Here is a 21,994-nt window from a genome sequence, read left to right as displayed (position 1 = left end):
CCACCTTTACGCCTCGGGCGTCTTGAACTCGATCCGAATGCCCCGGAAGCCATGTGGTGCGTCAGCGGCGACCTCAATGGCGTGTAGCCGCTGCGGGGGCAGGCGCAGAGCCCGTGGCAGCGACGGATTGGTCGGGGTTCCGCCCGATGGAGGGATCTCGTTCCCGTCTGCGTCGAAGTTTCGATAGTTCGGTCGAGCCAGCACGACCATGATGCTCGGCCAGCGGTGGTGATGCAGGTTCTCGCGCTCGCCAGGCTCGACGGTGACCTCCAACACCCGCACAGCCTCGTCCTCGAAGAGAAGGCGATGATTGGCCGGGGCTGCGGCCAGCGCATCCAAGTGTGGCGGCCATTCCGCTTCGTCAAGCTCGGGCATGTGGCCCTCCAGGAAGAGGCACACACATGATGTCATCAACGGCATCGGGGGGAAAGTAAGTGAATTTGGAGCTGCCAAGGTCAGCTCAGGGTTGTCCGAAGAAATTGCGAATGCTTCAGGAACGTCTGTTTTCCCCTGCCCCAGCAGACATTCCGCTTACTTCAGCTCCGTGCTAGGAGCGGACCTACTCCGCATCCTAGTCCTAGCATCCGTGCTGCCACGGCGAGCGATGGAAACATAGTTCCTTGCCACCCTGTTGCTTCAGTTCACGTAGCTACCCTTCCGATCGATCCACCGCCATCGACGAATAGGGTCTGCCCGGTGATATAACCAGCCTCTTCCGAGAGCAGGAAGGCAACTGCCGCGGCAATCTCTTCCGGCTTGCCGAGGCGCCGCATCGGGATTAGCGAAAGGAAACCCCGCTCAGCCTCACTTCCGACGGGCGTGTTCTGACGGAACAACGCGGTTTCCACCGGGCCAGGTGCCACCGCGTTGATGGTGATGCCGGTCTCGGCCATTTCCAGCGCCCAGGTACGCGTAAGGCTGTTGATCGCGGCCTTGGCGGCCGCATAGGCGCTGCGCTGCGCAACGCCTACGACGGTTAGGCTGGAAATGTTGACAATGCGACCCCAGCCCTTCGCCCGCAAGGTCGGCAGGATCGCCTGCACCGTCTGAATCGTCGGGTGCAGGTTGACGCGCATTATGTCATCCACGTCTTTGAGATTGATTTCGCCGACGCGATGCAGCCGCACGAGGCCAACATTGTTGACGACGCCATCGAAGGAGTGGCGCTGAGCGAGATCGGCGAAGGCTTCCGCTGAGGCCTTGCTGTCATCAAGGTCGACGGACACAAGCGTGCCGGGAAAGCTTGGATCCTGGCCACGGGCAATGCCGACCACATGATGTCCCGCATCGGAGAGCCGCGTTGAGAGCGCGCGGCCAATGCCCTTGCTGGCGCCGGTGACGAGAAATGTCCGTTTTGTCATGGTGTTGTCCTTCATGAACAAGGGCGGCCGCAATTGACCTGTCCCAAAATTCCAATTTTAGACGAACCGCCGGCACGAGCCGGCTTTCCGCTTTGGCTAACGGCGGCAGGTCGAGCATCTTCAAAGCTCGCCTTGCCCTGGTGGAGCCAGAGCAATTTCTGTGCCGGTACACATAACCGAAGGCATCAGGCCGGCGGTTCGTGGTTTACCCCAGTCATTTTCCGGTAGCCCAGTGCGAGTTGCGCATCAGGAGGCTGAAGTCTCTGCGGCGGAAAGTAGGATCTTTATAGGCCATGACATCGGCCAGGCCGGTGCCTTGAGCCGTCTCGGGACGATGCTTGAGACCGTCGTAAACGGCTTGCAAAAAGTCGTCCGCGAATTGTGGCGGATGCGGATAAGCGGCCTCAACGGCGTTCCGCTCGGTGGCGGTGAAGTCGTCATAGCCGGCGCCCACAAGGTCCATGTTGGCACCTTCGGCGAGGAGTGCGGCGATGGGGAACAGGTGCGTGGAAATTCCATTTGTCGTATGCAGCGCGATCGCAAACCAGATTCTCTGGCTATCGGCTTCCGAAACGCCGTGGTTGCGGAGAAAATCACGGGCGGCGTTGGCGCCATCCACCTCGAAGCGCGAGTGGCTTTCCCCGTAACCTGCCGTCAGCCCGAAATCATGGAACATGGCCGCAACGTAGAGAAGCTCCGGATCAAAATCCAAGCCCTTGCGCTTTCCTGCCAGGGCAGCCCAGTAATAGACGCGCGTGGAGTGCTGAAACAGAAGATCGCCCTCGGTATCGCGGATAAGTTTAGCTGCGTCGCGCGCCAATGGGCTGTCGGGAATCCTTATTCCAGAAATCCCGTCGTTGGCGTCGAGCGCTGGTTGATCGGATTGACGCGCGGGCGTCTCGGCCCAACCGTCTGGCACCGAAACGACCGCAGCGATCACGATGGCGAGAGCCGCGCAAGTAGCAGTGAAGATGGGACGAATCTTCATGGTCTTCCTCCTATCGCTAAACCGAGTATGCCCATACAGGGCCGGATCACCTGTCAGGTCCCGTCGTGAAGCGCCCGCGGAGATCATCTACTTGGTGGTCACTGCGAGAACGATTTTTCCTTTGGGCGGACGCCGTATGCCTTCCAGCATCAGGTGGGCCTCACGTGCATCCGCAAAAGGAAGGACGGCACCAACCCGCGTTCTCAATGCGCCGCTGTCGATCAGGCCTGCGATCTCCGTCAGGTGCCTGGTCGTCACATCGACCAGAAAGAAGGTTGCGTCCACACCGAGGCTCTTCGCAAGCTCCTGGTCGGGTTGGGAGACGGCCGAGATCAGCTTGCCGCCGCGACGCAGGACCTGGAACGAGCGCGTTTGCGTGTCACCGCCGACCAGATCAAGGACGGCATCCACATCCCGGGCCACATCCTCGAAAGGCTCGCTCTTGTAGTCAACCACCGTGTCTGCTCCGAGCTCGCGCACATAGGTGAGATCATCTGCAGCAGCCGTCGCTATGGTCCGAAGGCCGGCTTGCCGGGCGAGTTGGACCGCGTACGAACCGACATTGCCAGCAGCCCCATGAATGAGCACGGTCTGGCCAGCCGTGAGTTGCGCCTGATCGAACAGCCCCTGCCAGGCCGTCACGGCGATGACGGGAACCGAGGCCGCTTCGATGTGGCTGAGTGAGGTTGGCTTAGGTGCGATCATTGCCGCCGAGGCGACAGCGTATTCAGCGTAGGCCCCGATGAACCGCGGGTTCGTGACGCCATAAACCTGATCCCCGACGCGAAGGTCGGTCACGTCGGGTCCGACAGCCTCGATGTCCCCAGCTAGGTCGGAGCCGAGCGTCAGAGGCAGCGGCTGCGGCAAGGCGCTGTTGCCAGACCGAATCCACCCGTCCCATGGGCCGACGCTGGCCGCACGGACCTTGACAAGAACTTCACCGGGGCCGGGATTCGGACGTGGAACGGACTCGAATGTCATGGTTTGCGGGGGGCCGAACTCATGCACACGCCATGCCATCATCGATGCATGGGCTTGGTCCGGAACGGCTTCGTGGGCAATGCTATCGGTGGTCATCTTAGGCTCCTTGCGAGAGGCTTAGGGATGCGGGATTTTTTACTTCCGCTCCGGTATCGTGAGAGGGTTCTCTGTGGGATCGACGACGAAGACAGCCAGCAGGCTGGCAGGCTCATTGGCGCTCGCGTTCTCGCTGACCCTGTGCTGCGCGCCCGGATCCTCGTAGAAGCCTTCACCGGCGTGGTAGACTTTCGCGGGCTGGTCATCCACCTGGCTGCGGATGGCGCCTGACAGGACGTGAGCGTAGATGAAGGCCGATGCGGCATGGCGATGAACCGCCGACTTCGCGCCGGGCGGGTAGCTCACGACAACGGCGATCATGCTTCGGCTCGGAACATTGGGGATCGCACGCTGGAAGACAGGTCTCACTGTCTCATGCAGGTCCGGCTCTCCCGGCTCCTGCGAAACAGCGGCGGCCTTCCGCTCAGGCTCGTGGGCGTGCCCAGTCCCTGTCCAGAGCGTAACTGTCACAACGGCGGTGCCGATGGAGCGCGTAATGTTTTCTATTTTCATCGTCTTGTCCTTTCTTAAGGCAAGGACCGAGCTGATCCTGCCGTCCTGGTTGGCACAAGCCGCTCGACCGTGAGCTCCAGACTCACGGACAGCACCAGCCGGCGTTGGTCATCCCTCACCGCAAGACTGACCTCCCGTTTCCTTGGCAGCCAGTCGCGTCCGAGCTGCACGGCTGTCTGGATCGCCTCGTGTTCGACGGCCTCCAGGCTGTCGAGTTCAAGGCCATCCTCGTCAGGGATGCAGTCCTGGCCCTCATGGAAATCAAAGAAAAAGCTTGGCATCGCATATTCCTGGTAATGGACACGAACTCGCGACTCGGGGTCAGACGATCCCGCCATTGGCCCGCAGCACCTGGCCGTTGATCCAAGCGCCATCGGGCCCCACGAGGAACGAGACGGCGGCAGCGATGTCCTGCGGCTGGCCGAGGCGCTCGAGCGGCGCGAGCTTCGAGAGGCGGTCGATCACCTCCTGAGGCTTTCCGTCCAGAAAGAGCGCCGTCGCCGTCGGCCCGGGCGCCACCGCGTTGACGGAGATGTTGCGGCCGCGCAGCTCATTGGCGAGCACATGCGTCATCGCCTCCACACCAGCCTTCGTGGCCGCATAGACGGCGTAGGTCGGCTGGAAGAGGCCGACGACACTGGACGACAGGTTGACGATCCTTCCGCCAGTGCGTAGCCGACGGGAGGCCTCACGCAGGGTGTTGACGACGCCCTTCAGGTTGACGGCGATTTGACTGTCAACAAGGGCGTCGTCCGCCTCAGCGAGGGACGCCAACCGCATAATCCCGGCATTGTTGACGAGCACGTCCACTCCGCCGAAGGTAGCTTCGGCCGTGTCGAACAGGCGGCTGACCGCGGCTGCGTCGCTGACATCGGCCTGCGCTGTGAGTGCCCTTCCGCCGTTTTGCTCGATCCTCGCCGCCAGCGCCTCGGCTTCAGCCGCCTTGCCGGCGTAGTTGATCACGACCGTGAAGCCATCGCCTGCCAGCCGCTCAGCGATAGCTGCCCCGATGCCGCGCGAAGCCCCGGTGACAATGGCGACTTTGGTGCCGTCCTCGGTCATGGGCTGTCTCCCTTCGTTTGTGACTCAGGCCCCTCTCCGCAAGGCAGAGGTCAGCTCGGCCAAGCGGAACTAAGAATGATCGAGCAGAAGTTCATCCGCTTGTAGGTTGGATCTTTCAGCGCCAGCACGTCTGCCTTCACATTGCCGAACGTCGTCTCAGGTTTCTTGATGATGCCTTGGGCGAAGTGATCGATGATGTTTTCCTTGAAGTTCGCCTCGCGCGGGTGGCACGCACAAACTTCGTTTCGGTGTTCATGTGAGAATTCGTCATAGGCGATGCCGAGCACGTCCATCTCGACGCCCGCTGTCACGAGCGCGATCGTCGGGCGCATGTGCTCGGGGATGCCTGGGGTGGTGTGAAGGGCGATTGCGGTCCAAACGTCCTCGATGTCGCGTTCTGAAACACCGTAACTCTTCATGAACTCGCGGGCCGCGTTGGCTCCGTCGACCTCAAAGCGCAGGTCAGGGCTCGCATGGGCCTCGGTCAGCCCCATGTCGTGGAACATCGCCCCGAGATAGAGCAGCTCGGGATCGTATGGGAGGCCTCGGCGTTCGCCGGTGAGCGCACCCCAGAAGAAGACGCGGCGGCTGTGATTGTAGAGCAGGTCGTCCTCGGTATCCCGCACGAGTTGCGTCGCCGCACGTGCGATCGCGCTGTCGGGGACATGAATACCAGCAATGATCTCGGCCATGGGATGCACTCCTTGTCGAGACAAGGCTTCGCCGTGGCGTGAACCGGCACGCGAGTGACCTTGTCGTTGCTGTTAATAGAACTGCACCGGCCGGCAAATCAGGCTGGAGCGCCGGCGCAAGTCCTGTGTCCTTTGTGGCGTTTGCGGGTCGGGTTGACAACGCGGCTTGACCTGCCGATCAGGACAACGGCACACTGATTTACGCCAGATCGGTAAGGACCAGCGATGGCGGCTCAGACGATTGCAATAGTGATTCATGAGGGCGTCCAGGCCCTCGACGTCGCCGGGCCGGTGGATGTGTTTGCCGAGACCAACGCCTATATCCCGGCGGCGGAGCGATACGAGACGGTGCTGGTCGGCCCCCACCGTGCGCCGCTACGGGCGTCGAACAACATGCAAATGATCGCTGATCTGAGCTTCGAGGAGGCCGCCGGCGGCTTTGACATCCTGCTGGTAGCGGGCGGCCCCGAGTTGCCCTACGCCGCCCCGGATCTGCCGCTGACCGAATGGCTCCGCTTGGCACCGTCACGTGCGAGCCTCTATGGCTCGATCTGTACGGGAGCCTTCGCGCTGGGTCATGCCGGACTGCTCGACGGGCACCGGGTCACCACCCACTGGCAGATTGCCCAGAAGCTCGCCGCGCGTTTCCCGGCCGCCCTTGTCGAGCCGGATCTCATCTATGTCCGTGACGGCCAGCTCGTCACCTCAGCCGGCGTCACGGCCGGGATTGATCTCGCCCTGGCGCTGGTGCGCGAGCGACATGGGCCGGGTGTTGCCTTAGCGGTGGCAAAACGGCTGGTGGTGGTCGCGCAGCGCCAAGGAGGCCAATCGCAGTTCAGCCCCTATTTGACGGCTCCGGCTGATCCGACCTCGCCCATTGCCCGAATTCAGGATCATGTGATGGCGAATATCGGAGGCCGTCACACGCTCGAGTCCCTTGCGGCCCTCGTTGGAATGAGCGCTCGCAATCTTGCACGCCATTTTGTGCAGGAAACAGGTCTCACGCCGCACGAGTTCGTCGAGCGTGCCCGGATTGATTCCGCCCGCATGCTGCTCGAGGGGAGCGATCGTCCGCTCAAGGCGGTTGCGTATGATTGCGGGTTTGGGACAGCGGACCGGATGCGGATTGTCTTCACTGAACGGCTCGGCGTGACGCCGGCCCAGTATCGCGCCAGCTTTCGCCAGGCGAGTCTGACCCGAGAGACAGCTGACGCCACCTAGGTTCCCTCCACGACGCACTGCTTTGACCAAATGGCCTGTGGGTCGGCTTGACCCGAAACGACGTGCATCCGGCCGGAAACGCCGCTCTGTCCGGCCTGCCCTCGCGAACCCAACAGCTTTATGTTGTCCTTAGTAGGGCATGGGTGCAAGCCTTTCGAAGAAGTGCAAGACTCAGGTTCAGCCTTCCCGAGGGACGGGTGGTTCCTGTGAAACTCACCTCCGAGCGATGTCGAACTGATGCTTGAATCGAGCGTCTATCTCAGTCGGAATTCCTAGGCCGTAGGGGCAGAACGAGCGACCGCCTGGGGTAACACGCTCAGCAGCACGGCCCCGTATCGCGCCCTCCCGGTATGGGGTCGTGCTGCACTTTCCACGAGACTTAGCATGCGACCTGGAGTCTCAAAATGAGCACAGCAACGATCCATTATAGCTTCGGGAATGCCGAATTGGTCAGGCCTGTCATCGGTAACTCCTCTGTCAGAATACCTCTCGCACGCCATCCGCTCAGGGGTCTCATCCTCGTCGTCGAGACTGATGCCGCCTTTCGGAACGGCCTCGCTAAGGTCCTCCGGGAAGCCGGCTATGAGGTGCTAACCGCCACGACAGGCGAACAGGCCTTTCACCTTCTCCGTGACAGGCAGCATCCGATCGCCTGGCTGTACACGCGAGCTGACCTGCCAAGCCTGATCGACGGCTGGATCCTGGCTGACCAGTATCGCGACAACCACCCGGACAGGCCTGCGGTCATTGCCGCAAGCGAGGCGAGATTATCCGCGCGAGGCGACCTCGTCCTGAACCAGCCGACAGTGGTCGCCGCGATCGCCGCCATCCGCCGCATCGCCCGGTCGGTGCAGGTTGAGGAGCCGCTCGGGCCCGCCGGAGCCGCCCTGCAGAACCTCGCCGCATAGGAAATTAGGAGGGCAAGATGAAAGAATCGCTTGGATTGAAGCTCATTAAGGCCGAGGGACTGAACGGAGGCACATCAATGACCATCATAAACGGCATCAAGATCCCTGACAGCAAGCTCGCGCATGAGGTGACCGAAATCGTTCGTGACACGGAGTCCGAACTGCTCTTCAATCACTCTACTCGGGTTTATTTTTGGGCCGCTCTGGCAGGAAAGCGAAAAGGCCTCAAGGTCGATCCGGAGCTGCTCTATGCGGGCGCTATGTTCCACGACATCGGCCTCACAGAGAAGTACCGGGAAAGTCAGCTTCGCTTCGAGGTGGATGGTGCAAATGCCGCACGCGACTTCCTGCGAAGCCGCAGCATTCCTGAAGCGGACGTCAAGAAGGTTTGGGACGCAATCGCGCTCCACACGACCCCAGGCATTCCTGAGTTCATGGGTCCAGAGATAGCTTTGATACAAGCGGGAGCGGGCATGGACGTCGCCGGGCGCGGCTATGACGACTTCGCGGACGAACAACGCGAGGCGGTGATCGCCGCCTATCCGCGTGGCAACGAGTTCGAGCACCGGATGATCGATGCGTTCTATCAGGGGATGAAGCATCGGCCTGACAGCACATTCGGCACCATGAACGACGATTTCCTTGCGGAGAAGGATCCGAATTTCCAGCGGCTGAACATCTGCAGCGTCATGCTGAACTCGCGGTGGGTGCACCGGAAATGTCACCGCGACTGAGCATGGCCCGCGAATTGCCTGCTAAGATTGCTTGAATACCACCCAAGCCATTGGCTCCCCTCGAGAGCATCGGGCTGCGTTCCCGTCCGTGTTGTGCTTTCCCTGAGAGGGCCGTCTCTTCTGTGTCAGTCGGGCCATCCTCGTTGATTAGGGGGCATAGGCCTTAGCGTCAGGATAAGGCGACGTGTACCACTGGATAGGCTGAGGTCCTTCGACGGACGATCCACGCTCGGAGGGCTGCTTCGAGTTAGTGCTGGAGACGAAATCTTACTACGGACTTCAGTTCTGCACGTACACGGGATCGTCCGGCGACCTGCACCTGATAAGGCCAGCCTTCAGCATCTGTCCCAGTGCGTCTAGATCGTATTTCGGGCTAGGCTTGGCTTTGCAAGAGTGACATGGTCCGTAGCCTGCACGAAGCTCGATCGGCGCGTGCTGCTCCCCGGGAAAATGCCAATTGGAGCCCGTACGGAACGTGCCGCCGAGAATTCGCAGCATGCCGGGATGAACACCCTTCCCAAAGAGACTGTCGATCAGCTTATTGCCGATGATGGTTATGGCGGACGTCCCTTTCCCGCTACCGGATCCAAGGCCGATGCACAGAGCTGCAGTGAGGCCGATTCACTGTCGAAGGTCCGCAACGGGTGTGCGCCGTGACAAGGCGGCGCTTTCCAGTGGGTGCAATCCCACCCGGCAAATGCTCCAGCCGGAAGCAACCGGAGCAGTCATGGAGGTAACGAAATGGCTGAAGCCTTCGGATAGCGGGTCGCGAATTGGTGACCGCGCGAGTGTGCAGGCCGTAACGTGAGTGAACGCTGAGCAAGCCTCGAAAAGGACGATGTGCAGGCCGACCCGACAACCCTTTCGGGGAAGGCTGATACGGCTGGGTGAATGAGCAAAGAGTACGCCCGGCCGCTGCACCGGGGTAGTGGCGGCAGCATGTACACAAGGAAAGCGCACGCAACACGGGAAGCCCCAGGACGTGGTCAGGGATGATCAACCGGAAGCCCGCGAGGGACAGGCCGGGCGCCCTGGGGTGGCGGAGGGGTCCGTAGTACCGCTGAAGCCAGTCAACGCTGGTCGAGGAAAGGGACCTCAGTTCAAGACAGACGCAGGACGTGGTGAGGGACCTGGAGATTGGGCAACCTATCAACTCCGAAGAGTGTTCAGAAACTGCAGATGGCGTTGCACGCGAAAGCGAAGGCAGAAGCCGGCTACCGCTTTTACGCCCTGTACGACAAGATCAGCCGCGAGGACGTCCTGGCCCATGCCTATGCCCAGTGCCGCTCCAATAAGGGCGCACCGGGTGGCGACGGTCAGGACTTTGCGGACATCGAGGCGTATGGGGTTGAGCGGTGGCTGGGTGAACTGGCGCTTGCGCTCAGGCAGGAGACCTACCGACCGGACCCGATCAGACGCGTGTTCATCCCGAAGGCCAACGGCAAACTCAGGCCGCTGGGTATCTCGACCGTGCGGGACCGGGTCTGCATGACGGCAGCGATGCTGGTGCTGGACCCGATCTTCGAGGCCGACCTTCCACCGGAACTCTACGCCTACCGGTTTGGGCGCAATGCCCAGCAGGCGGTGATCGAGGTGGAAGAGTTGCTGTTCCGGGGCCATCCGGACGTCGTGGACGCCGACCTCGCGGACTACTTCGGGAGCATTCCCCATGCCGAGCTGATGAGGGCAGTGGCGCGCCGGATCGTTGATCGGCGCGTGCTGCACCTGATCAGATTGTGGCTGGACTGCCCCGTGGAAGAGTCCGACACACGAGGACGGACGACGCGGACAACGGAGGCGCGCGATCAACGGCGTGGCATCCCGCAGGGCTCGCCCCTCTCACCCTTATTGGCCAATCTGTACATGCGCCGGTTTGTGCTGGGATGGAAGAAGCTCGGGCTGGAGCACAGCCTCGGCAGTCGCATCATGACCTATGCGGACGACCTCGTGATCCTATGCAGGAAGGGTAAGGCCGAAGAGGCCTTGCACCGGCTGCGCGAGATCATGGGCAAGCTGAAGCTGACGGTGAACAAGGAGAAGACGCGCATCTGCAAGGTGCCGGACGGGGAGTTCGACTTCCTGGGGTACACGTTCGGGCGGATGTATTCGGCGAGAACCGGCCAGGCGCGCCTGGCGCAACGGCCCTCGAAGAAGAGCATCCGGCGCGTGGTCGAGAAGATCCACGCGCTGACCGCCCGAGCGGGAACATGGCAAGAGACCACAGTGCTGGTGTGCAAGTTGAACCGCACGCTCCGCGGATGGGCGAACTACTTCTCAGTAGGCACCGTCAATCCGGCGTATCGGGCGCTCGACTCCTACACAGCGGTGCGGTTGCGCTGGTGGTTGCGTTCCAAGCACAAGGTCAGGCGACGCAAGGGCGGGGCTTATCCTCTCTCGCACCTTTACGGGCACTTCGGGCTCGTACGCCTGAGCCGGCTTGGGCACGACGTGCCGTGGGTGAAGGCGTGAGGTCTTGTCCGAGAGCCGGATGCGGGAGATCTGCATGTCCGGTTCGATGAGCGGGGTGTGGAAACGGAGCTACGGCTCGGCTAGTGAGGCACCGCCAGGCGAAAGCGGCGGAAACAGATAGGCCGATCCTACCGCCACCGCGCCACACCTCGACTCTACCAGGGAGCCGAGATTCCCCTGCCCTTCAGGAACGTCCGCTTAGCCCTCGGATGCTGACTAAACTACGGGCCTTGTATCCGATCCGCTTCCTGATCGTTTCCTTCGGACCATCGGATGGAGACGACATGGACAGCATCAAGGATAAGGTTGCCCTGGTGACAGGAGCCTCCCGCGGGATCGGGCGAGCCATCGCGATCGCCTTGGCAAGAGCCGGAACAAACGTCGTGGTGAACTACCGGGCGAGCGCTGGCGAAGCCGCCACTGTGGTCGGCGAGATTGAAGGTCTCGGACGGCGGGCTCTGGCGGTCCAGGCCGACGTGACCCAAGCCCCGGAGGTGGTCCGCCTGGTCGAGCAGGGCTCCTCCGCACTCGGGCCCATTGCCATCCTAGTCAATAATGCCGGGATCACCCGGCCGCAAGCCACCGAGGAGGTGACCGAGACGGACTGGAACGACATCCTGCTCGCCAACCTCACCTCGGCCTTCCTGGTCACGCAGGCCGTTCTGCCGGGGATGTGATCAGCCGGCTGGGGCCGGATCATCAACCTGTCCTCTGTGGCCGCCCAGAGCGGCGGTGTGGTCGGCCCGCATTATGCCGCCTCGAAGGCCGGGCTGATCGGGCTCACCCACTCCTATGCCTCCCGCTTCGCCCAGCACGGCATCACTGCCAACGCGATCGCCCCGGCCCTGGTCGAGACGGATATGATCCGCGACAACCCGAACGTCCGTCCAGACCTCATTCCGGTGGGGCGGTTCGGGGCTGTCGATGAGGTCGCTGAGGTGGCGGTCATGCTGGCCCGCAACGGCTATGTGACCGGCCAAACCCTCAACGTGAATGGCGGCTGGTACATGAGCTGAGGTCAGGGAAACAGTGGCCGATAATGGGATTGCGGGCGGGACGCGCTCAGGGAGTAGATTGCAGGGCGGCGATGGTCTGTCGCACGCCGTCCCGCAGCGGCGTGACCGAGCCCCCGAACACGCGCTCGAACTTGGACGTGTCCATCACGAACGGCTGCTCGAACTGGTAGAGTACCTCACGGGCCTCGCGGATCTGGCGATTGAACAGGCCGGCCAACGTCATCATCCCGCGTCCGAGCCGCCGCATCCGGGGCGGCTGGTCCAGAGCCTCGAACACCTCGCTGATGAAGGTCCGGCCCGTCACCGGCGGGCCGCTCGGAATGTGCCAGACCTCGCCCCAGGCGCGGGCATTCGTCCCGAGAGTCACCAGACCGCGGGCAAAGTCCGGCAGGTAGCTGAGGGTGTGAGGCGCATCCAATGACCCGAGCCAGGACGCCGTCTTTCCCTGCAGGGCCGGCTCGATCACCAGCAGGTTGGCGGCGGAGTTGGCATGCGGTCCATAGAAGTCCGAGCCGCGGCCGATCGCGACGCCAACCCGGCCGCTCGTGTGGGCGGCCAGAAACGTCTCTTCCAGGCGGGCCCGCAGCTGCCCCTTGGGGCCGCTTGCTTGGCGCGGGCTGTCCTCGGTCATCAGACCGCTCGAGGGACCGTACATGTAGAGGTTGTCGACCACCACCAGAACGGCATCGGCGGCGGAAGCAGCCGCAATCACGCTCTCGGTCATCGCCGGCAGGACCTGCTGCCACTGTGCATAGGGCACGTTGGCCGCGTGGTAGACGACCGCTGCGTCCCGGCAAGCCTTGCGAACCTCGTCGGCTCGCAGGATGTCGGCCGTGACGGCCTCGACGCCTTTGGGCCATGGGTCAGGGGCTTTGCGGCTGACCGCCCGCACGCGTCGGCCCTGGCGGGCCAGCTCGGCCACGAGGGCCCGGCCGGCACCGCCGGTGGCGCCGAGGACAACGTGGTAGCCTCCTGTCTCTGCCACGATCTCCCTCCTCTCGAGAACGACCGGACCTCATAACAACACGTCCTGCATCCCGCCGTAAGGACGTTCCTCAGGCGCTGGGCTCACTCCCAGCCTGCCGGGGCACGGGAAGGTGGCAGGCTTTCTCCCTCAAGAACTCTGCACTTTGCACCTGCCCTCCCCTTCCCTCTCCTCTCCACCTACCGTGAATACCTTTTGGGTCAGCCGACAGTCTCCCATCTCTGCTCTGATGCTGATCAAGGCGGCGTAGGGTTTCTGCGGACGAGGATCGGAAAACCTCAGATGAGGGGGCCCGGCCCGTTTCAAAGGTCACGCTTCGACGCAACTGCTAAGTAATTGAGCTATCACGACGAAGCCAGGGTAATGGAAGCTAATTCGCCACTAGCTACGATCTGGTGAATAGGTGTGAGCTGTTTTGTCGGGCTGCATTGTGAGCCACTCTATCTGAGGCCTCATTATGGGCACGTATGTGGATCCCTGGGTGGCTGAAGGACCTCAGAAGTCCTTGTTTTAAGCCATTTTAGTGCGATTGAGGGAAGCCCTGCCCTTTCCGGGTGGTAAACGAAATCGCTCACCGATTGTCTACAAACGATCGGTTGCTCATGATCGCAGATTATGTACAAAGGGCTGTATGGAGGTCAGGAATGCCGGAATCTGACGAACTCTCGCCCGATGCAGCAGCGGAAATCGTCGGCATGTCACGAGTGATGCTGCTACACGGTCTTAAAGTCGGGAGCATTAAGAGCCTCAGACACGCTGACGTAATCGCCTTCAAAGAGCGCTACCAGCGAGAGCGGGAAGCCATGGCCGAGTTCAGCCGTCTGATCGATGAAGAGGCCATGGCCGCATCTGACCGACAGAGCGAAGACTGACCATGGCTCCCTCCCCTGCACGTGGCCTGATAGGCTACGCCCGCGTCTCGACTGAGGAGCAGGCAACTGATGCCCAGCTCGATGAGCTGAGGGCGGCCGGCTGCGAGGTCATCCATCAGGAACACGGCTCTGGTGCCTCCCGGGCCCGGCCAGTACTCTCGCGACTTCTGCGTGAGATCAGGAAGGATGAGGTCCTCGTGGTCGTCCGGCTCGATCGCCTGGCACGATCGGTGAGCCATCTCCTTGAGGTGATCGAGGGCCTCGAAGCACGGGGCGCTCACTTTCGTTCCCTCCGGGATCCGATCGACACGAGCACGCCCCAAGGTATGTTCTCTCTTCAGGTCCTCGGCGCCGTCGCCCAGCTCGAGCGGTCGCTGATCTCCGAGCGTACGAAGGCTGGCGTGCGGGCGGCGAAGGCCAAGGGGAAGAGGCCTGGCAATCCAGGCCTGCGGGAGGGCCGACCGGAAGCGATCCGCAAGACGGCCCTCGCTCGTGATCGGGTCTATCTCGGCGACCTGCTGACGGCGGCCGATTCATTTCTGCCTGTAGTCCGTCAGATGCGGCCGGATCATTCGTGGCAGGATGTCGTCCAGGTGCTGAATGCACGAGGCCAGCGCTGGACGGATCAAAGCCTCCGGAGGGCGATCAAGCGATTGATCGCCGAGCGGATGGCCGAGCCGGAGTTGTTACGGAAAGCCGGAAGAAGGCCGCCAGACGACCGCATCATGACCCTGATTGCCGGTATTGCGATCTCTAACCCGAACCTTACCCTGCGTGAGATCGGCGCTCAGCTGGAAGGGATGCGAGAGCGGACGCCTCGTGGTGGGCGGGAATGGAAAGCGAGCTCGGTCAAATTCCAGCTCGATCGGGCCCGCAAAATTGGCCTCGCAGTCCCTGAAATCCAGTGATCTCGCCGATGTCACCGAATTTTGCTATCGAAGTGCGACAGAATTCCCTCTTGTTCCACCCTGTGTAGATCATCATGACCTGCGGGCAGGTCGTGGGCAGGTCGTGGGCAGGTCGTGGGCAGGTCGTGGGCAGGTCGTGGGCAGGTCGTGGGCAGGTCGTGGGCAGGTCGTGGGCAGGTCGTGGGCAGGTCAAATTGATCCACCAGCCCGGATCCGATAGCCGCGCTTTTGCTTCCGTCTGAGCCAGTTTTCAAGGGATTCGACCGCCCTACCCTCGTTTTCATGCAGCTCAACACGCCGGCGGCCGGGTTTTCCGATGCGGCCCCACTCGCGGACCAAGGTGGCGTCGCCGAACAGGCTGGGCTCGATCGCGAGCACGTAAAACCGGCTCATGTTCTGAGTGGGATCACGGTGGTCGAGGACGACGAGATTGAGCTTCTCAAACATGAACCCCAGTCTCAACATCGTGGGACCGGAGTCTAATCAAGGTTTGGAATCTTTCACAGCCTAGGCATCAAACATCTGAATCGGTCATGCCCTTGGCCTCTAGGCGGGCGAGGCGGTGTTGGGCGACGATCTTCCTTAGCCGATCGTGAGCTTTCTCTTTATCAAAGCGATCAGGGAGGCGCCTGATCCAGACATTGATGCCCTTCTCAAGCTTTTCCCCGTCGCCCTTTTCAAGCTTGTCGGCGAGATCATCGAGTACTCGGATAAATGCCGCCCTCGCGAGATCGTCTCTCAGCGGGACGCCCGCTTTCCTGAGGTTCTTTTTGTATTTAAGCGATGCATCGAGCTGCTTGTTAGCTTTATATCGGTTGTATCGACGTCCCATCGTCACCTCCATGAGATGGACTAGGAGACGGCGGAGTGATGCAAGAAACAAATGTCCCGGCTATCTATCGAGGACAAATGTCCAGGACACAGTTTCCTGTATTATTATGTTTGAGTGTCCCGGACATGATGTCCAAGACAGGCAATTTGTGCCCAAGCCAGAGACCCTCAGGGAACGCTTCTGGGAGAGGTTAACAAGAGGCTTTCTGACACCGTTGTTGTCAGCTGACAACAGCGACCTCGGAACTCCGTTAACAGTTTGTTAGGAGTAAATCGCTTGCCGCAGTGAGCGAATCGTGGCTGTATCCCGAGACGGCAAATAACTGTCAGACTGATTTTTGCCGTACCGGGATAAGCCAATGACGCAGCAAGCGGTACAGACGAAGCAAGAGCACGAGAGTACGTCAGGGCGGATAGCCCGGCATGCCAGCGTGCTTTCCAGTCAATTACATCAGCTCGGACACGCTCTATTCCCACCGACAGCGAGCAAGGGCCTGAGGTCGTTCTCGTCTGGTGATGCCGCGAAGTTTCTAGGCGTCTCCGATGGATACCTGCGTCAGCTCTCAATTGATGGACTTGGCCCCATGCCGACAATCGGTACCGGCGGCCGTCGTTCGTACACGCTCGGGCAGATCAATGCCATGCGCGACTACCTCGCTAGCGCCCGGCCGAAAGAGGCTCTGAGCTTCAAGCTTGGTCGGCAGCCTGGAGACAAGCTGCAGGTGATCGCGGTCACGAACTTCAAAGGCGGCTCGGCAAAGACGACCACAGCTCTTTATCTCTCGCAGTACCTCGCCCTCAGGGGTCTGCGGGTGTTAGCGATCGATCTGGATCCACAGGCGTCTCTTTCGGCCATGTTTGGCTACCAGCCCGAGTTCGACATTGGCGAGAACCAGACCCTCTACGGGGCGATCCGGTACGACGAGGATCGCAGACCGATGGCCGAGGTCATTCGCAAGACCTACTTTGACGGCCTTGACCTCGTGCCCGGCAACTTGGAGCTTATGGAATTCGAGCACCATACGCCTCGGGCGATGCTCGAGCGGAATGTGCGTGGACACGATATTTTTTTCAGGCGTGTTCAAGGGGCGATCGATCAGGTCGAAACTGACTATGACGTTGTCGTTATCGACTGTCCTCCACAGCTCGGTTACCTGACGCTTGGTGCCCTGAACGCCGCGACGGCGATGTTGATCACGGTCCATCCCCAGATGGTCGACGTAGCCTCCATGAACCAGTTTCTCCTGATGACGTCCGAATTAATCTCCGTCGTCGAGGAGGCTGGCGGCAAACTCGATCATGACTTCATCAGGTATGTGATCACTCGGCACGATCCGCACGACGTCCCAGAGACACAAATCGTCGCCCTGCTCCGCAACTTGTTCGGCGAGGACGTCCTCAAGGCGACCGCCTGGAAGTCAACGGCCATCGCGAATGCCGGGCTCACGAAGCAGTCACTCTATGAAATAGAGCGCAGCTCAGTCGGCAAAGCTGCCTACGACCGGGCATTGGAGTCGGTCGACACCGTGAATGCGGAAATCCTGGGATTGATCAGAGGGGCATGGGGCAGATGAGCAACAAGCGCATGGACGCAATCCGGTCGATCCTGACCTCTTCGCCGGCACCGACCGAAAACATGTTGTCAGCTGACAACAAGCCGGCCCCGTCGCCTCGGGTTTCCTCCGGTTCGGTCCGGGCCATGAAGGAGACGTTCTCCAATGCCGAACGTGAAAACGACGACTTGCGAGCAAAGCTAGCCGCCGCCGTAGTTGTTCAGGAGATTGATCCGAGCCTTATCGACCCGTCGCCGATTGCTGACCGCTTCCGCGAGGACGGCGACGCTGGTTTTGAAAACCTCAAGGCATCGATCAGTCAAAGAGGGCAGGAGGTTCCAGTCCTGCTGCGGCGTCATCCATCAATCGACGGTCGATATCAGAGCGCCTATGGCCATCGCCGCATACGGGCTGCTCGCGAGCTCGGCATACCCGTCCGTGCTGTCGTAAGAACTCTGTCAGATGAGGATCTCGTAGTTGCTCAAGGTCTTGAGAACTCAGCCCGACAGGATCTCAGCTTTATCGAAAGGGCAGTTTTTGCAGCCCGCCTTGAGGAGGCTGGTCACGAAAGGATCGTTGTACAAGATGCATTGTCCGTAGATCGCGCCGAGGTGTCGAAGCTGGTTTCCGTCGCAAAGGCACTGCCGGCGGACATCATTGAGGCGATCGGCCGGGCCCCAAAGATCGGGCGCCCGCGCTGGCAGACTTTGGCCGATGCCTTGGGAACTCCGGCTGCCCTGAAAGCGGTGCGAGCGGCAATCAAGGCAGACAGCTTTTCTGAGAAAGATACGGACGCACGATTCGTCGCAGTCCTCTCGGCAGCGACCGAGCAGCCGAAGAAGGCTACGGACGGGGCGCGGGTCATTACCGCATCAGGTCGGAAGGTCGCGAAGGTCGCCCAGAGCGGCCGCGGTCTAAAGATCGATATCGACAAAGGATTTGACGCGGATTTCGCGTCATTCCTTGTCGATCAACTCCCAATCCTTGCGGAGGCGTATGCCAAGGCAAGGGAGGAGGGGACTTCGTGATGTAAGCAGGCAAAGCAAAAGGTCTCAAGGTCGGCAAACCTTGAGACCTTTGGAACCTCACCACAGGGTGGCAAAGGATTAGTCACGCAATTCTTATCCCCCCTGATGAATCGAGTGTCAAGCACCTGATTCGGTGAACGCTCTCGCTTTGCCCTCAGACAGGAGGGTAGGGTGCAATTCGCATCATCAGGAGGCCGGCGGCTGAGGCATGCCGCTTTGGCCGTGAAGAAGCTTGCCTTAGAGGCGGGCCGTACAGTCACGCGCAATGAGCTCTCGGCCGCTGCCAGAGACGCCGAGAAGGCGCTTGGATTACGGCCAGCTCAGCGTCAGGTCCTTGACGAAATTGTGGGCTGCTGGGGCGAGCAGGAACTCGATCGGCTGCTGGTCTGGCCATCGAACGAGCATCTGGTTGCAAGGACAGGCCTCACAGAGAGGGCAATCCGCCGCATCGTGTGCGAGTTGGTCGACCTTGGGCTTGTCGTCGCGAAAGACTCGCCTAATGGCAAACGCTATGCGGTCCGCGATCTGGCCGGGACGATCATCGACGCATTCGGCTTCGACGTGACGCCGGTCTACGCGAGGCGAGGGGAGTGGACCGCAAGGATCGCCGAGCAGAAGGCCGCACGAGAGATCCGCAAACGTGCCTACGACGAAGTCACGATTGCCCGTCGCGCGACTGCGGAGGCTATCTCTGCCCTCACTCAACATTTCCCAGCGCTCGATAGGTCTGATCTGGAAGAACGCTACGCCGAGCTGATGGCCAGGACGCCGGCGAGGTCGACGGCTGGGCTGCCTGGCGGCCTGCTGCAGGACTGGCAGAACCTCCGAGATCTCTCAGAGAGGTGCTTCTACGAGACCGGGACTGCCGGACTCAGAGTCAGCCACAAAGAAACAATCAAAGAATCCCTTAGAGTACCTTGTACAAACGGCTTTCCGAAGAAAGCTGAGGTGGTTCTGCCAAAAGAACGACCGGCAGAGCACCTATCACCGGCATTGATCGTTGAGGCTTGCCCCACGGCCACCGACTACGGGAAACCGATCCGCAACGTCGACGACCTCGTCGGGGCAGGCCGGTACCTGCGGGCCTCGCTCGGCGCGCACGAGAGCGCCTGGAACGAGGCCGTGGCTGAGATCGGACCTGTGTCAGCGGCCGCGGCGGTCATCTACGTCTTGCAGCTCTACGACGATGACGTGTCGGCTGGGGCAAACCGGATCAAAAATCCGGGCGGCTATTTCAGGGCGCTTGTCCGCATGGTCAAAGCTGGCAAACTCAACCTTGAGGTCGAGCTCTTGGCGATGAGGCGACGGAGGATGAGCTAGAGTATCGGACGGTTTGGCGGAACCACCCGGCTCCCGCTTCTGCCCAGGGGAGAGGAGCGGGGCATCGTGGATCCGCCTTCTGGTCCGATGCTCTAGAGGCGGGGAGGCAGGTCAGCAATGACGATTTCTTCGTCGTCGATGCGCTTAACTTGCTGTCTGGTGCCGTCACAGACAGCGGGGCCCATGTAATGCACCGGGACACCCAAGGCAGGGGCTTCAGCGATAGCGATCAGGCCGACGTTTCGGATTGCTTCTGCGTTCTCGCAGGCGCATTCGAAGAGCTTCATGTGCGCAGTATACTCTGGATAAGGGATCTGTTGAGCCTTGATTTTGTTCTCTATTCGTTCTGAAAGAGAAGGAGCGTGGATCAGGATTGTCTCAGCTCGTACCCCTTCGTCATCGTCCGTGTGGGCTGCTCGCTATACGGCCGCAATGGTGCGAACAGATTGTCACGTCTGGCTGCGAAGTTTGGGCCGGAGATCGGAATGGATGACCTGCTCAAGCGGTTGGCGCTGGACTGCCCTTGGCGACGGGAGCCCGGTCGACGGCCGCCAGGCAAATATGATCCGAAATGTGGAGCGAGGTTCACCGACCGAGACGGACCGCCTAAACCTCTGGACTTGCCGCCTCCGATGCGGAAGCTGAAAGTGATCCCGGGAGGGAAGGGGTGATGTCAATGTCAGAAAGAATCCGCAAGTTTCTCACATTGCCCCTGCTGCTACTCGCGTCCTCGGCCTGGGCACAGGAGCCCGAGCTGCTCGCTGACGTGCCGTCTGCCGAGGCGGCTGGCTTTCAGATCATCGACATGGGGGCTCGGCCGTCTGAGGAATACAGCGATCTGGTCCGCCGGCTCGTCGCCGACTACGCCCGATCACATGGCGTCGATCGCCCCGTGAGGTCCTCCTGGGCCCCGATCACGCTGCCGAGCGGTCAGATCCTGCTTGCCGTCTGGCCGCTGGGCGCCGAGTTCGACAGCCCAGACCCGCGGGGCGGGCACCTACTCGTCTATGCAGTGCAGGGGAGGGTAACTGAACTAGTGAAAGAAGTTCCGGCGATGGCTGTTGGCATGAACGCCCGCGGCGATCTCGCGACGATCTATGAGACCGGGTTTGGCGTGTTCCGGTGGTCCGGAAACACGCTTCAGGAGATGCCTTGAGTGACCTGGACGCCGTAACCCGAGCGCTCGAGATCAGAGACCAGGTCATCAAGATCATCGATGGATGTGCGGAGAACCAGGTTGCCGCAACCGGAATGTGAGATGCGGGCCGGGTAATCGCCTTGCCGGCGTAGCTCGAAGGCGACCGACTTTGCCGCTTCCGTTTCGCAATACAGAAAGGCGAGCCCACAGGTGATCTCGGTCCAGAAATCCACCGCTGACATCAAACAAGCTCCGCGAGAACGTCGTCATCAAGGCGCTGCAGGCGGCGCCGCTCGATGTCTTCTTCTTCAATTCTCAGGATTGCTTCCGCGGCCGCTTTGAGTGATTTGGCATCGCCGCACCGGCCATCCGGGCGAATGGGCCACCACCAGTCTTTGCTGTCTCTCCAGCTGCCGGTGCGGTCAGTCTGCTCGACTTTGATCGCGATGCCAATGCAGTGACCTGAGCGATCGAGAATGTAGTAGCCAGACCTCGCGGCGAATGCGGCATCGGGCTCGTGCGATGGCAATTTAGCGGCCAAGCGCTCGTACCGAGTGACGTGACGCTCACGCAGATTGATCAGCTCCCAGCACCTCAGGTACGCGCCATTGCGCCAGTTAAAGGCCCCAGTCTCGTCTTTGAGAGCTAGCTCATCCCGCGCTTTCTCGACAATTTTCTCGCCGACCGCGAGGCTCTTCCGGATCTCCTCTGCGGACCGGACCGCCCACTCGTGCAAATCAAGATCGTGCCCCGGCCGGGCGAATGCTCTTCCATCGCAAAATGACCGCATCAGACGCTCTCCTCAAAGCTATCTGGATTCTGATGCGACCTGACGCAAGGGACCATACACGCGGTGTATGATCTCTGATTTGTTTCTCGTCTGCGGTCATGGCCCTGTCGACCATCGCTGACCAGAAGTCTGCAACGACGTGATCAATGCACTTGCGACACCCGCCCCAGGATTGCAGACTCGTAGTTGCCTTAGGAGCAGCCAGACCCACTTAATTCAGGCTAAATCCGATTTACTCCCGCTCAAACCCATGTGATACTAACACAGATCCGATTGGCTAACGAAAGACCGTGGCGCATGGACCGGTGGGTATCCGTTGAAGAGATTGCTGGATACCTGGGTGTCAGCAAGGACACCGTCTATGGATGGATATCCAAGAAGGACATGCCAGCGCATAAAGTAGGAAGGCTCTGGAAATTTAAAACTGACGAGGTCGACAATTGGGTAAGGATCGGCAAAGCATCTGACGACTGGTTCGAACCAACACCAGAAAAACAGATCTCGCACAAAAGAAAGTAAGCTGGGGGC

Annotated in this window: 25 protein-coding genes and 1 pseudogene; 12 read left to right on the top strand and 14 right to left on the bottom strand. The window is 60.9% G+C overall.

The features are described from left to right. Positions 1-6: 6 nt before the first annotated feature. The 8 genes from HPT29_RS27820 to HPT29_RS27785 form a co-directional block, all read right to left on the bottom strand. A complete protein-coding gene (locus tag HPT29_RS27820) occupies positions 7-375 on the bottom strand; it encodes a hypothetical protein (protein ID WP_173949752.1) in 369 nt (122 codons plus the stop codon). Positions 376-641: 266 nt separating this feature from the next. Beyond that, the gene (locus HPT29_RS27815; protein ID WP_173949834.1) at positions 642-1,361 is read right to left on the bottom strand and encodes an SDR family oxidoreductase; all 720 of its coding nucleotides are present in this window, start codon (positions 1,359-1,361) and stop codon (positions 642-644) included. Positions 1,362-1,575: 214 nt separating this feature from the next. Next, the gene (locus HPT29_RS27810) at positions 1,576-2,349 is read right to left on the bottom strand and encodes an HD domain-containing protein (RefSeq protein ID WP_173949753.1); all 774 of its coding nucleotides are present in this window, start codon (positions 2,347-2,349) and stop codon (positions 1,576-1,578) included. A gap of 87 nt (positions 2,350-2,436) precedes the next feature. Then, entirely contained in the window at positions 2,437-3,426 is a 990-nt protein-coding gene (locus HPT29_RS27805; RefSeq protein WP_432807343.1) for an NADP-dependent oxidoreductase, read from the bottom strand. 39 nt (positions 3,427-3,465) lie between these two features. Then, positions 3,466-3,912 (bottom strand): cupin domain-containing protein, encoded by a 447-nt coding sequence (locus tag HPT29_RS27800; protein WP_432807350.1) that lies wholly within the window; start codon positions 3,910-3,912, stop codon positions 3,466-3,468. A gap of 41 nt (positions 3,913-3,953) precedes the next feature. Beyond that, entirely contained in the window at positions 3,954-4,220 is a 267-nt protein-coding gene (locus HPT29_RS27795; RefSeq protein WP_259061079.1) for a DUF6894 family protein, read from the bottom strand. Positions 4,221-4,260: 40 nt separating this feature from the next. Next, positions 4,261-5,001 carry an SDR family oxidoreductase gene (locus HPT29_RS27790; RefSeq protein ID WP_173949755.1) on the bottom strand — a complete coding sequence of 247 codons (741 nt, stop codon included), beginning with the start codon at positions 4,999-5,001 and terminating at the stop codon, positions 4,261-4,263. Between the two features lie 50 nt (positions 5,002-5,051). After that, positions 5,052-5,693, bottom strand: a complete 642-nt coding sequence (locus tag HPT29_RS27785) for an HD domain-containing protein (protein ID WP_173949756.1) — start codon at positions 5,691-5,693, stop codon at positions 5,052-5,054. Between the two features lie 225 nt (positions 5,694-5,918). Between HPT29_RS27785 and HPT29_RS27780 the strand changes: the two genes are divergently transcribed. The 5 genes and pseudogenes from HPT29_RS27780 to HPT29_RS27760 all read left to right on the top strand — a co-directional run bounded on the left by HPT29_RS27780 (position 5,919) and on the right by HPT29_RS27760 (position 12,041). Continuing rightward, positions 5,919-6,914, top strand: coding sequence for a GlxA family transcriptional regulator (locus tag HPT29_RS27780; RefSeq protein ID WP_173949757.1), 996 nt, complete (start codon positions 5,919-5,921; stop codon positions 6,912-6,914). 404 nt (positions 6,915-7,318) lie between these two features. Further along, positions 7,319-7,822 (top strand): response regulator transcription factor, encoded by a 504-nt coding sequence (locus HPT29_RS27775; protein WP_173949758.1) that lies wholly within the window; start codon positions 7,319-7,321, stop codon positions 7,820-7,822. A gap of 77 nt (positions 7,823-7,899) precedes the next feature. Next, positions 7,900-8,556 carry an HD domain-containing protein gene (locus tag HPT29_RS27770; RefSeq protein ID WP_173949836.1) on the top strand — a complete coding sequence of 219 codons (657 nt, stop codon included), beginning with the start codon at positions 7,900-7,902 and terminating at the stop codon, positions 8,554-8,556. A 1,179-nt stretch (positions 8,557-9,735) separates the two neighbouring features. Next, positions 9,736-11,025: a group II intron reverse transcriptase/maturase gene (gene ltrA / locus HPT29_RS27765; RefSeq protein WP_173949759.1), complete on the top strand. Its 1,290-nt coding sequence runs from the start codon at positions 9,736-9,738 to the stop codon at positions 11,023-11,025. Positions 11,026-11,309: 284 nt separating this feature from the next. Further along, positions 11,310-12,041: pseudogene (locus HPT29_RS27760) on the top strand (3-oxoacyl-ACP reductase family protein). Between the two features lie 46 nt (positions 12,042-12,087). Here the strand turns inward: HPT29_RS27760 and HPT29_RS27755 are convergent. Continuing rightward, positions 12,088-13,026: an NAD-dependent epimerase/dehydratase family protein gene (locus tag HPT29_RS27755; RefSeq protein WP_173949760.1), complete on the bottom strand. Its 939-nt coding sequence runs from the start codon at positions 13,024-13,026 to the stop codon at positions 12,088-12,090. Positions 13,027-13,670: 644 nt separating this feature from the next. On the opposite strand from HPT29_RS27755, the gene HPT29_RS27750 reads away from it, so the two are divergent. Together HPT29_RS27750 and HPT29_RS27745 are read left to right on the top strand one after the other, a co-directional pair. Next, positions 13,671-13,898, top strand: coding sequence for a bL19 family ribosomal protein (locus tag HPT29_RS27750; protein WP_173949761.1), 228 nt, complete (start codon positions 13,671-13,673; stop codon positions 13,896-13,898). Between the two features lie 2 nt (positions 13,899-13,900). Further along, a complete protein-coding gene (locus HPT29_RS27745) occupies positions 13,901-14,806 on the top strand; it encodes a recombinase family protein (RefSeq protein WP_173949762.1) in 906 nt (301 codons plus the stop codon). Positions 14,807-14,995: 189 nt separating this feature from the next. On the opposite strand, the gene HPT29_RS27740 is transcribed toward HPT29_RS27745, so the two are convergent. Both HPT29_RS27740 and HPT29_RS27735 read right to left on the bottom strand, forming a co-directional pair. Next, positions 14,996-15,253 (bottom strand): WGR domain-containing protein, encoded by a 258-nt coding sequence (locus HPT29_RS27740; RefSeq protein ID WP_173949763.1) that lies wholly within the window; start codon positions 15,251-15,253, stop codon positions 14,996-14,998. 67 nt (positions 15,254-15,320) lie between these two features. After that, entirely contained in the window at positions 15,321-15,638 is a 318-nt protein-coding gene (locus HPT29_RS27735; RefSeq protein ID WP_173949764.1) for a hypothetical protein, read from the bottom strand. 358 nt (positions 15,639-15,996) lie between these two features. Here HPT29_RS27735 and repA point away from each other — a divergent pair, with 358 nt between their 5' ends. The 3 genes from repA (at position 15,997) to repC (ending at position 19,538) form a co-directional block, all read left to right on the top strand. Beyond that, positions 15,997-17,211: a plasmid partitioning protein RepA gene (repA, locus tag HPT29_RS27730; RefSeq protein WP_173949765.1), complete on the top strand. Its 1,215-nt coding sequence runs from the start codon at positions 15,997-15,999 to the stop codon at positions 17,209-17,211. After that, on the top strand, positions 17,208-18,218 hold the full coding sequence (gene repB, locus HPT29_RS27725) for a plasmid partitioning protein RepB (protein ID WP_259061125.1): 1,011 nt from the start codon (positions 17,208-17,210) through the stop codon (positions 18,216-18,218). Before repA ends, repB begins: the two co-directional genes overlap by 4 nt. Before the next feature lie 171 nt (positions 18,219-18,389). Then, complete coding sequence (gene repC / locus HPT29_RS27720) at positions 18,390-19,538, top strand: plasmid replication protein RepC (protein ID WP_173949767.1); 1,149 nt, start codon at positions 18,390-18,392, stop codon at positions 19,536-19,538. A gap of 92 nt (positions 19,539-19,630) precedes the next feature. On the opposite strand, the gene HPT29_RS27715 is transcribed toward repC, so the two are convergent. After that, a complete protein-coding gene (locus HPT29_RS27715) occupies positions 19,631-19,825 on the bottom strand; it encodes a hypothetical protein (protein WP_173949768.1) in 195 nt (64 codons plus the stop codon). Positions 19,826-20,214: 389 nt separating this feature from the next. On the opposite strand from HPT29_RS27715, the gene HPT29_RS27710 reads away from it, so the two are divergent. After that, on the top strand, positions 20,215-20,694 hold the full coding sequence (locus tag HPT29_RS27710; protein WP_173949769.1) for a hypothetical protein: 480 nt from the start codon (positions 20,215-20,217) through the stop codon (positions 20,692-20,694). Here the strand turns inward: HPT29_RS27710 and HPT29_RS27705 are convergent. Next, positions 20,679-20,918, bottom strand: a complete 240-nt coding sequence (locus HPT29_RS27705; RefSeq protein ID WP_259061122.1) for a hypothetical protein — start codon at positions 20,916-20,918, stop codon at positions 20,679-20,681. The two genes, HPT29_RS27710 and HPT29_RS27705, sit on opposite strands and share 16 nt — an antisense overlap. Beyond that, entirely contained in the window at positions 20,918-21,466 is a 549-nt protein-coding gene (locus HPT29_RS27700; protein WP_173949771.1) for a hypothetical protein, read from the bottom strand. The genes HPT29_RS27705 and HPT29_RS27700 overlap by 1 nt, the downstream gene beginning before the upstream one ends. A 297-nt stretch (positions 21,467-21,763) precedes the next feature. On the opposite strand from HPT29_RS27700, the gene HPT29_RS27695 reads away from it, so the two are divergent. Next, positions 21,764-21,985 carry a helix-turn-helix domain-containing protein gene (locus HPT29_RS27695; protein WP_173949772.1) on the top strand — a complete coding sequence of 74 codons (222 nt, stop codon included), beginning with the start codon at positions 21,764-21,766 and terminating at the stop codon, positions 21,983-21,985. Positions 21,986-21,994: the final 9 nt, after the last annotated feature.

The sequence above is a fragment of the Microvirga terrae genome (assembly GCF_013307435.2).
Classification (GTDB): domain Bacteria; phylum Pseudomonadota; class Alphaproteobacteria; order Rhizobiales; family Beijerinckiaceae; genus Microvirga; species Microvirga terrae.
The sequence above is the reverse complement of the archived record's forward strand: the minus strand, read 5'-3'. Positions and strand labels throughout refer to the sequence as shown.

Excerpts from the sequence above, each read along its gene's own strand:
- HPT29_RS27820 (WP_173949752.1), bottom strand. The coding sequence starts at position 375 with ATGCCCGAGCTTGACGAAGCGGAATGGCCGCCACACTTGGATGCGCTG.
- HPT29_RS27815 (WP_173949834.1), bottom strand. The coding sequence starts at position 1,361 with ATGACAAAACGGACATTTCTCGTCACCGGCGCCAGCAAGGGCATTGGC.
- HPT29_RS27810 (WP_173949753.1), bottom strand. The coding sequence starts at position 2,349 with ATGAAGATTCGTCCCATCTTCACTGCTACTTGCGCGGCTCTCGCCATC.
- HPT29_RS27805 (WP_432807343.1), bottom strand. The coding sequence starts at position 3,426 with ATGACCACCGATAGCATTGCCCACGAAGCCGTTCCGGACCAAGCCCAT.
- HPT29_RS27795 (WP_259061079.1), bottom strand. The coding sequence starts at position 4,220 with ATGCCAAGCTTTTTCTTTGATTTCCATGAGGGCCAGGACTGCATCCCT.
- HPT29_RS27790 (WP_173949755.1), bottom strand. The coding sequence starts at position 5,001 with ATGACCGAGGACGGCACCAAAGTCGCCATTGTCACCGGGGCTTCGCGC.
- HPT29_RS27785 (WP_173949756.1), bottom strand. The coding sequence starts at position 5,693 with ATGGCCGAGATCATTGCTGGTATTCATGTCCCCGACAGCGCGATCGCA.
- HPT29_RS27780 (WP_173949757.1), top strand. The coding sequence starts at position 5,919 with ATGGCGGCTCAGACGATTGCAATAGTGATTCATGAGGGCGTCCAGGCC.
- HPT29_RS27775 (WP_173949758.1), top strand. The coding sequence starts at position 7,319 with ATGAGCACAGCAACGATCCATTATAGCTTCGGGAATGCCGAATTGGTC.
- HPT29_RS27770 (WP_173949836.1), top strand. The coding sequence starts at position 7,900 with ATGACCATCATAAACGGCATCAAGATCCCTGACAGCAAGCTCGCGCAT.
- ltrA (WP_173949759.1), top strand. The coding sequence starts at position 9,736 with ATGGCGTTGCACGCGAAAGCGAAGGCAGAAGCCGGCTACCGCTTTTAC.
- HPT29_RS27750 (WP_173949761.1), top strand. The coding sequence starts at position 13,671 with ATGCCGGAATCTGACGAACTCTCGCCCGATGCAGCAGCGGAAATCGTC.
- HPT29_RS27745 (WP_173949762.1), top strand. The coding sequence starts at position 13,901 with ATGGCTCCCTCCCCTGCACGTGGCCTGATAGGCTACGCCCGCGTCTCG.
- HPT29_RS27740 (WP_173949763.1), bottom strand. The coding sequence starts at position 15,253 with ATGTTTGAGAAGCTCAATCTCGTCGTCCTCGACCACCGTGATCCCACT.
- HPT29_RS27735 (WP_173949764.1), bottom strand. The coding sequence starts at position 15,638 with ATGGGACGTCGATACAACCGATATAAAGCTAACAAGCAGCTCGATGCA.
- repA (WP_173949765.1), top strand. The coding sequence starts at position 15,997 with ATGACGCAGCAAGCGGTACAGACGAAGCAAGAGCACGAGAGTACGTCA.
- repB (WP_259061125.1), top strand. The coding sequence starts at position 17,208 with ATGAGCAACAAGCGCATGGACGCAATCCGGTCGATCCTGACCTCTTCG.
- HPT29_RS27715 (WP_173949768.1), bottom strand. The coding sequence starts at position 19,825 with ATGAAGCTCTTCGAATGCGCCTGCGAGAACGCAGAAGCAATCCGAAAC.
- HPT29_RS27710 (WP_173949769.1), top strand. The coding sequence starts at position 20,215 with ATGTCAGAAAGAATCCGCAAGTTTCTCACATTGCCCCTGCTGCTACTC.
- HPT29_RS27705 (WP_259061122.1), bottom strand. The coding sequence starts at position 20,918 with ATGTCAGCGGTGGATTTCTGGACCGAGATCACCTGTGGGCTCGCCTTT.
- HPT29_RS27700 (WP_173949771.1), bottom strand. The coding sequence starts at position 21,466 with ATGCGGTCATTTTGCGATGGAAGAGCATTCGCCCGGCCGGGGCACGAT.
- HPT29_RS27695 (WP_173949772.1), top strand. The coding sequence starts at position 21,764 with ATGGACCGGTGGGTATCCGTTGAAGAGATTGCTGGATACCTGGGTGTC.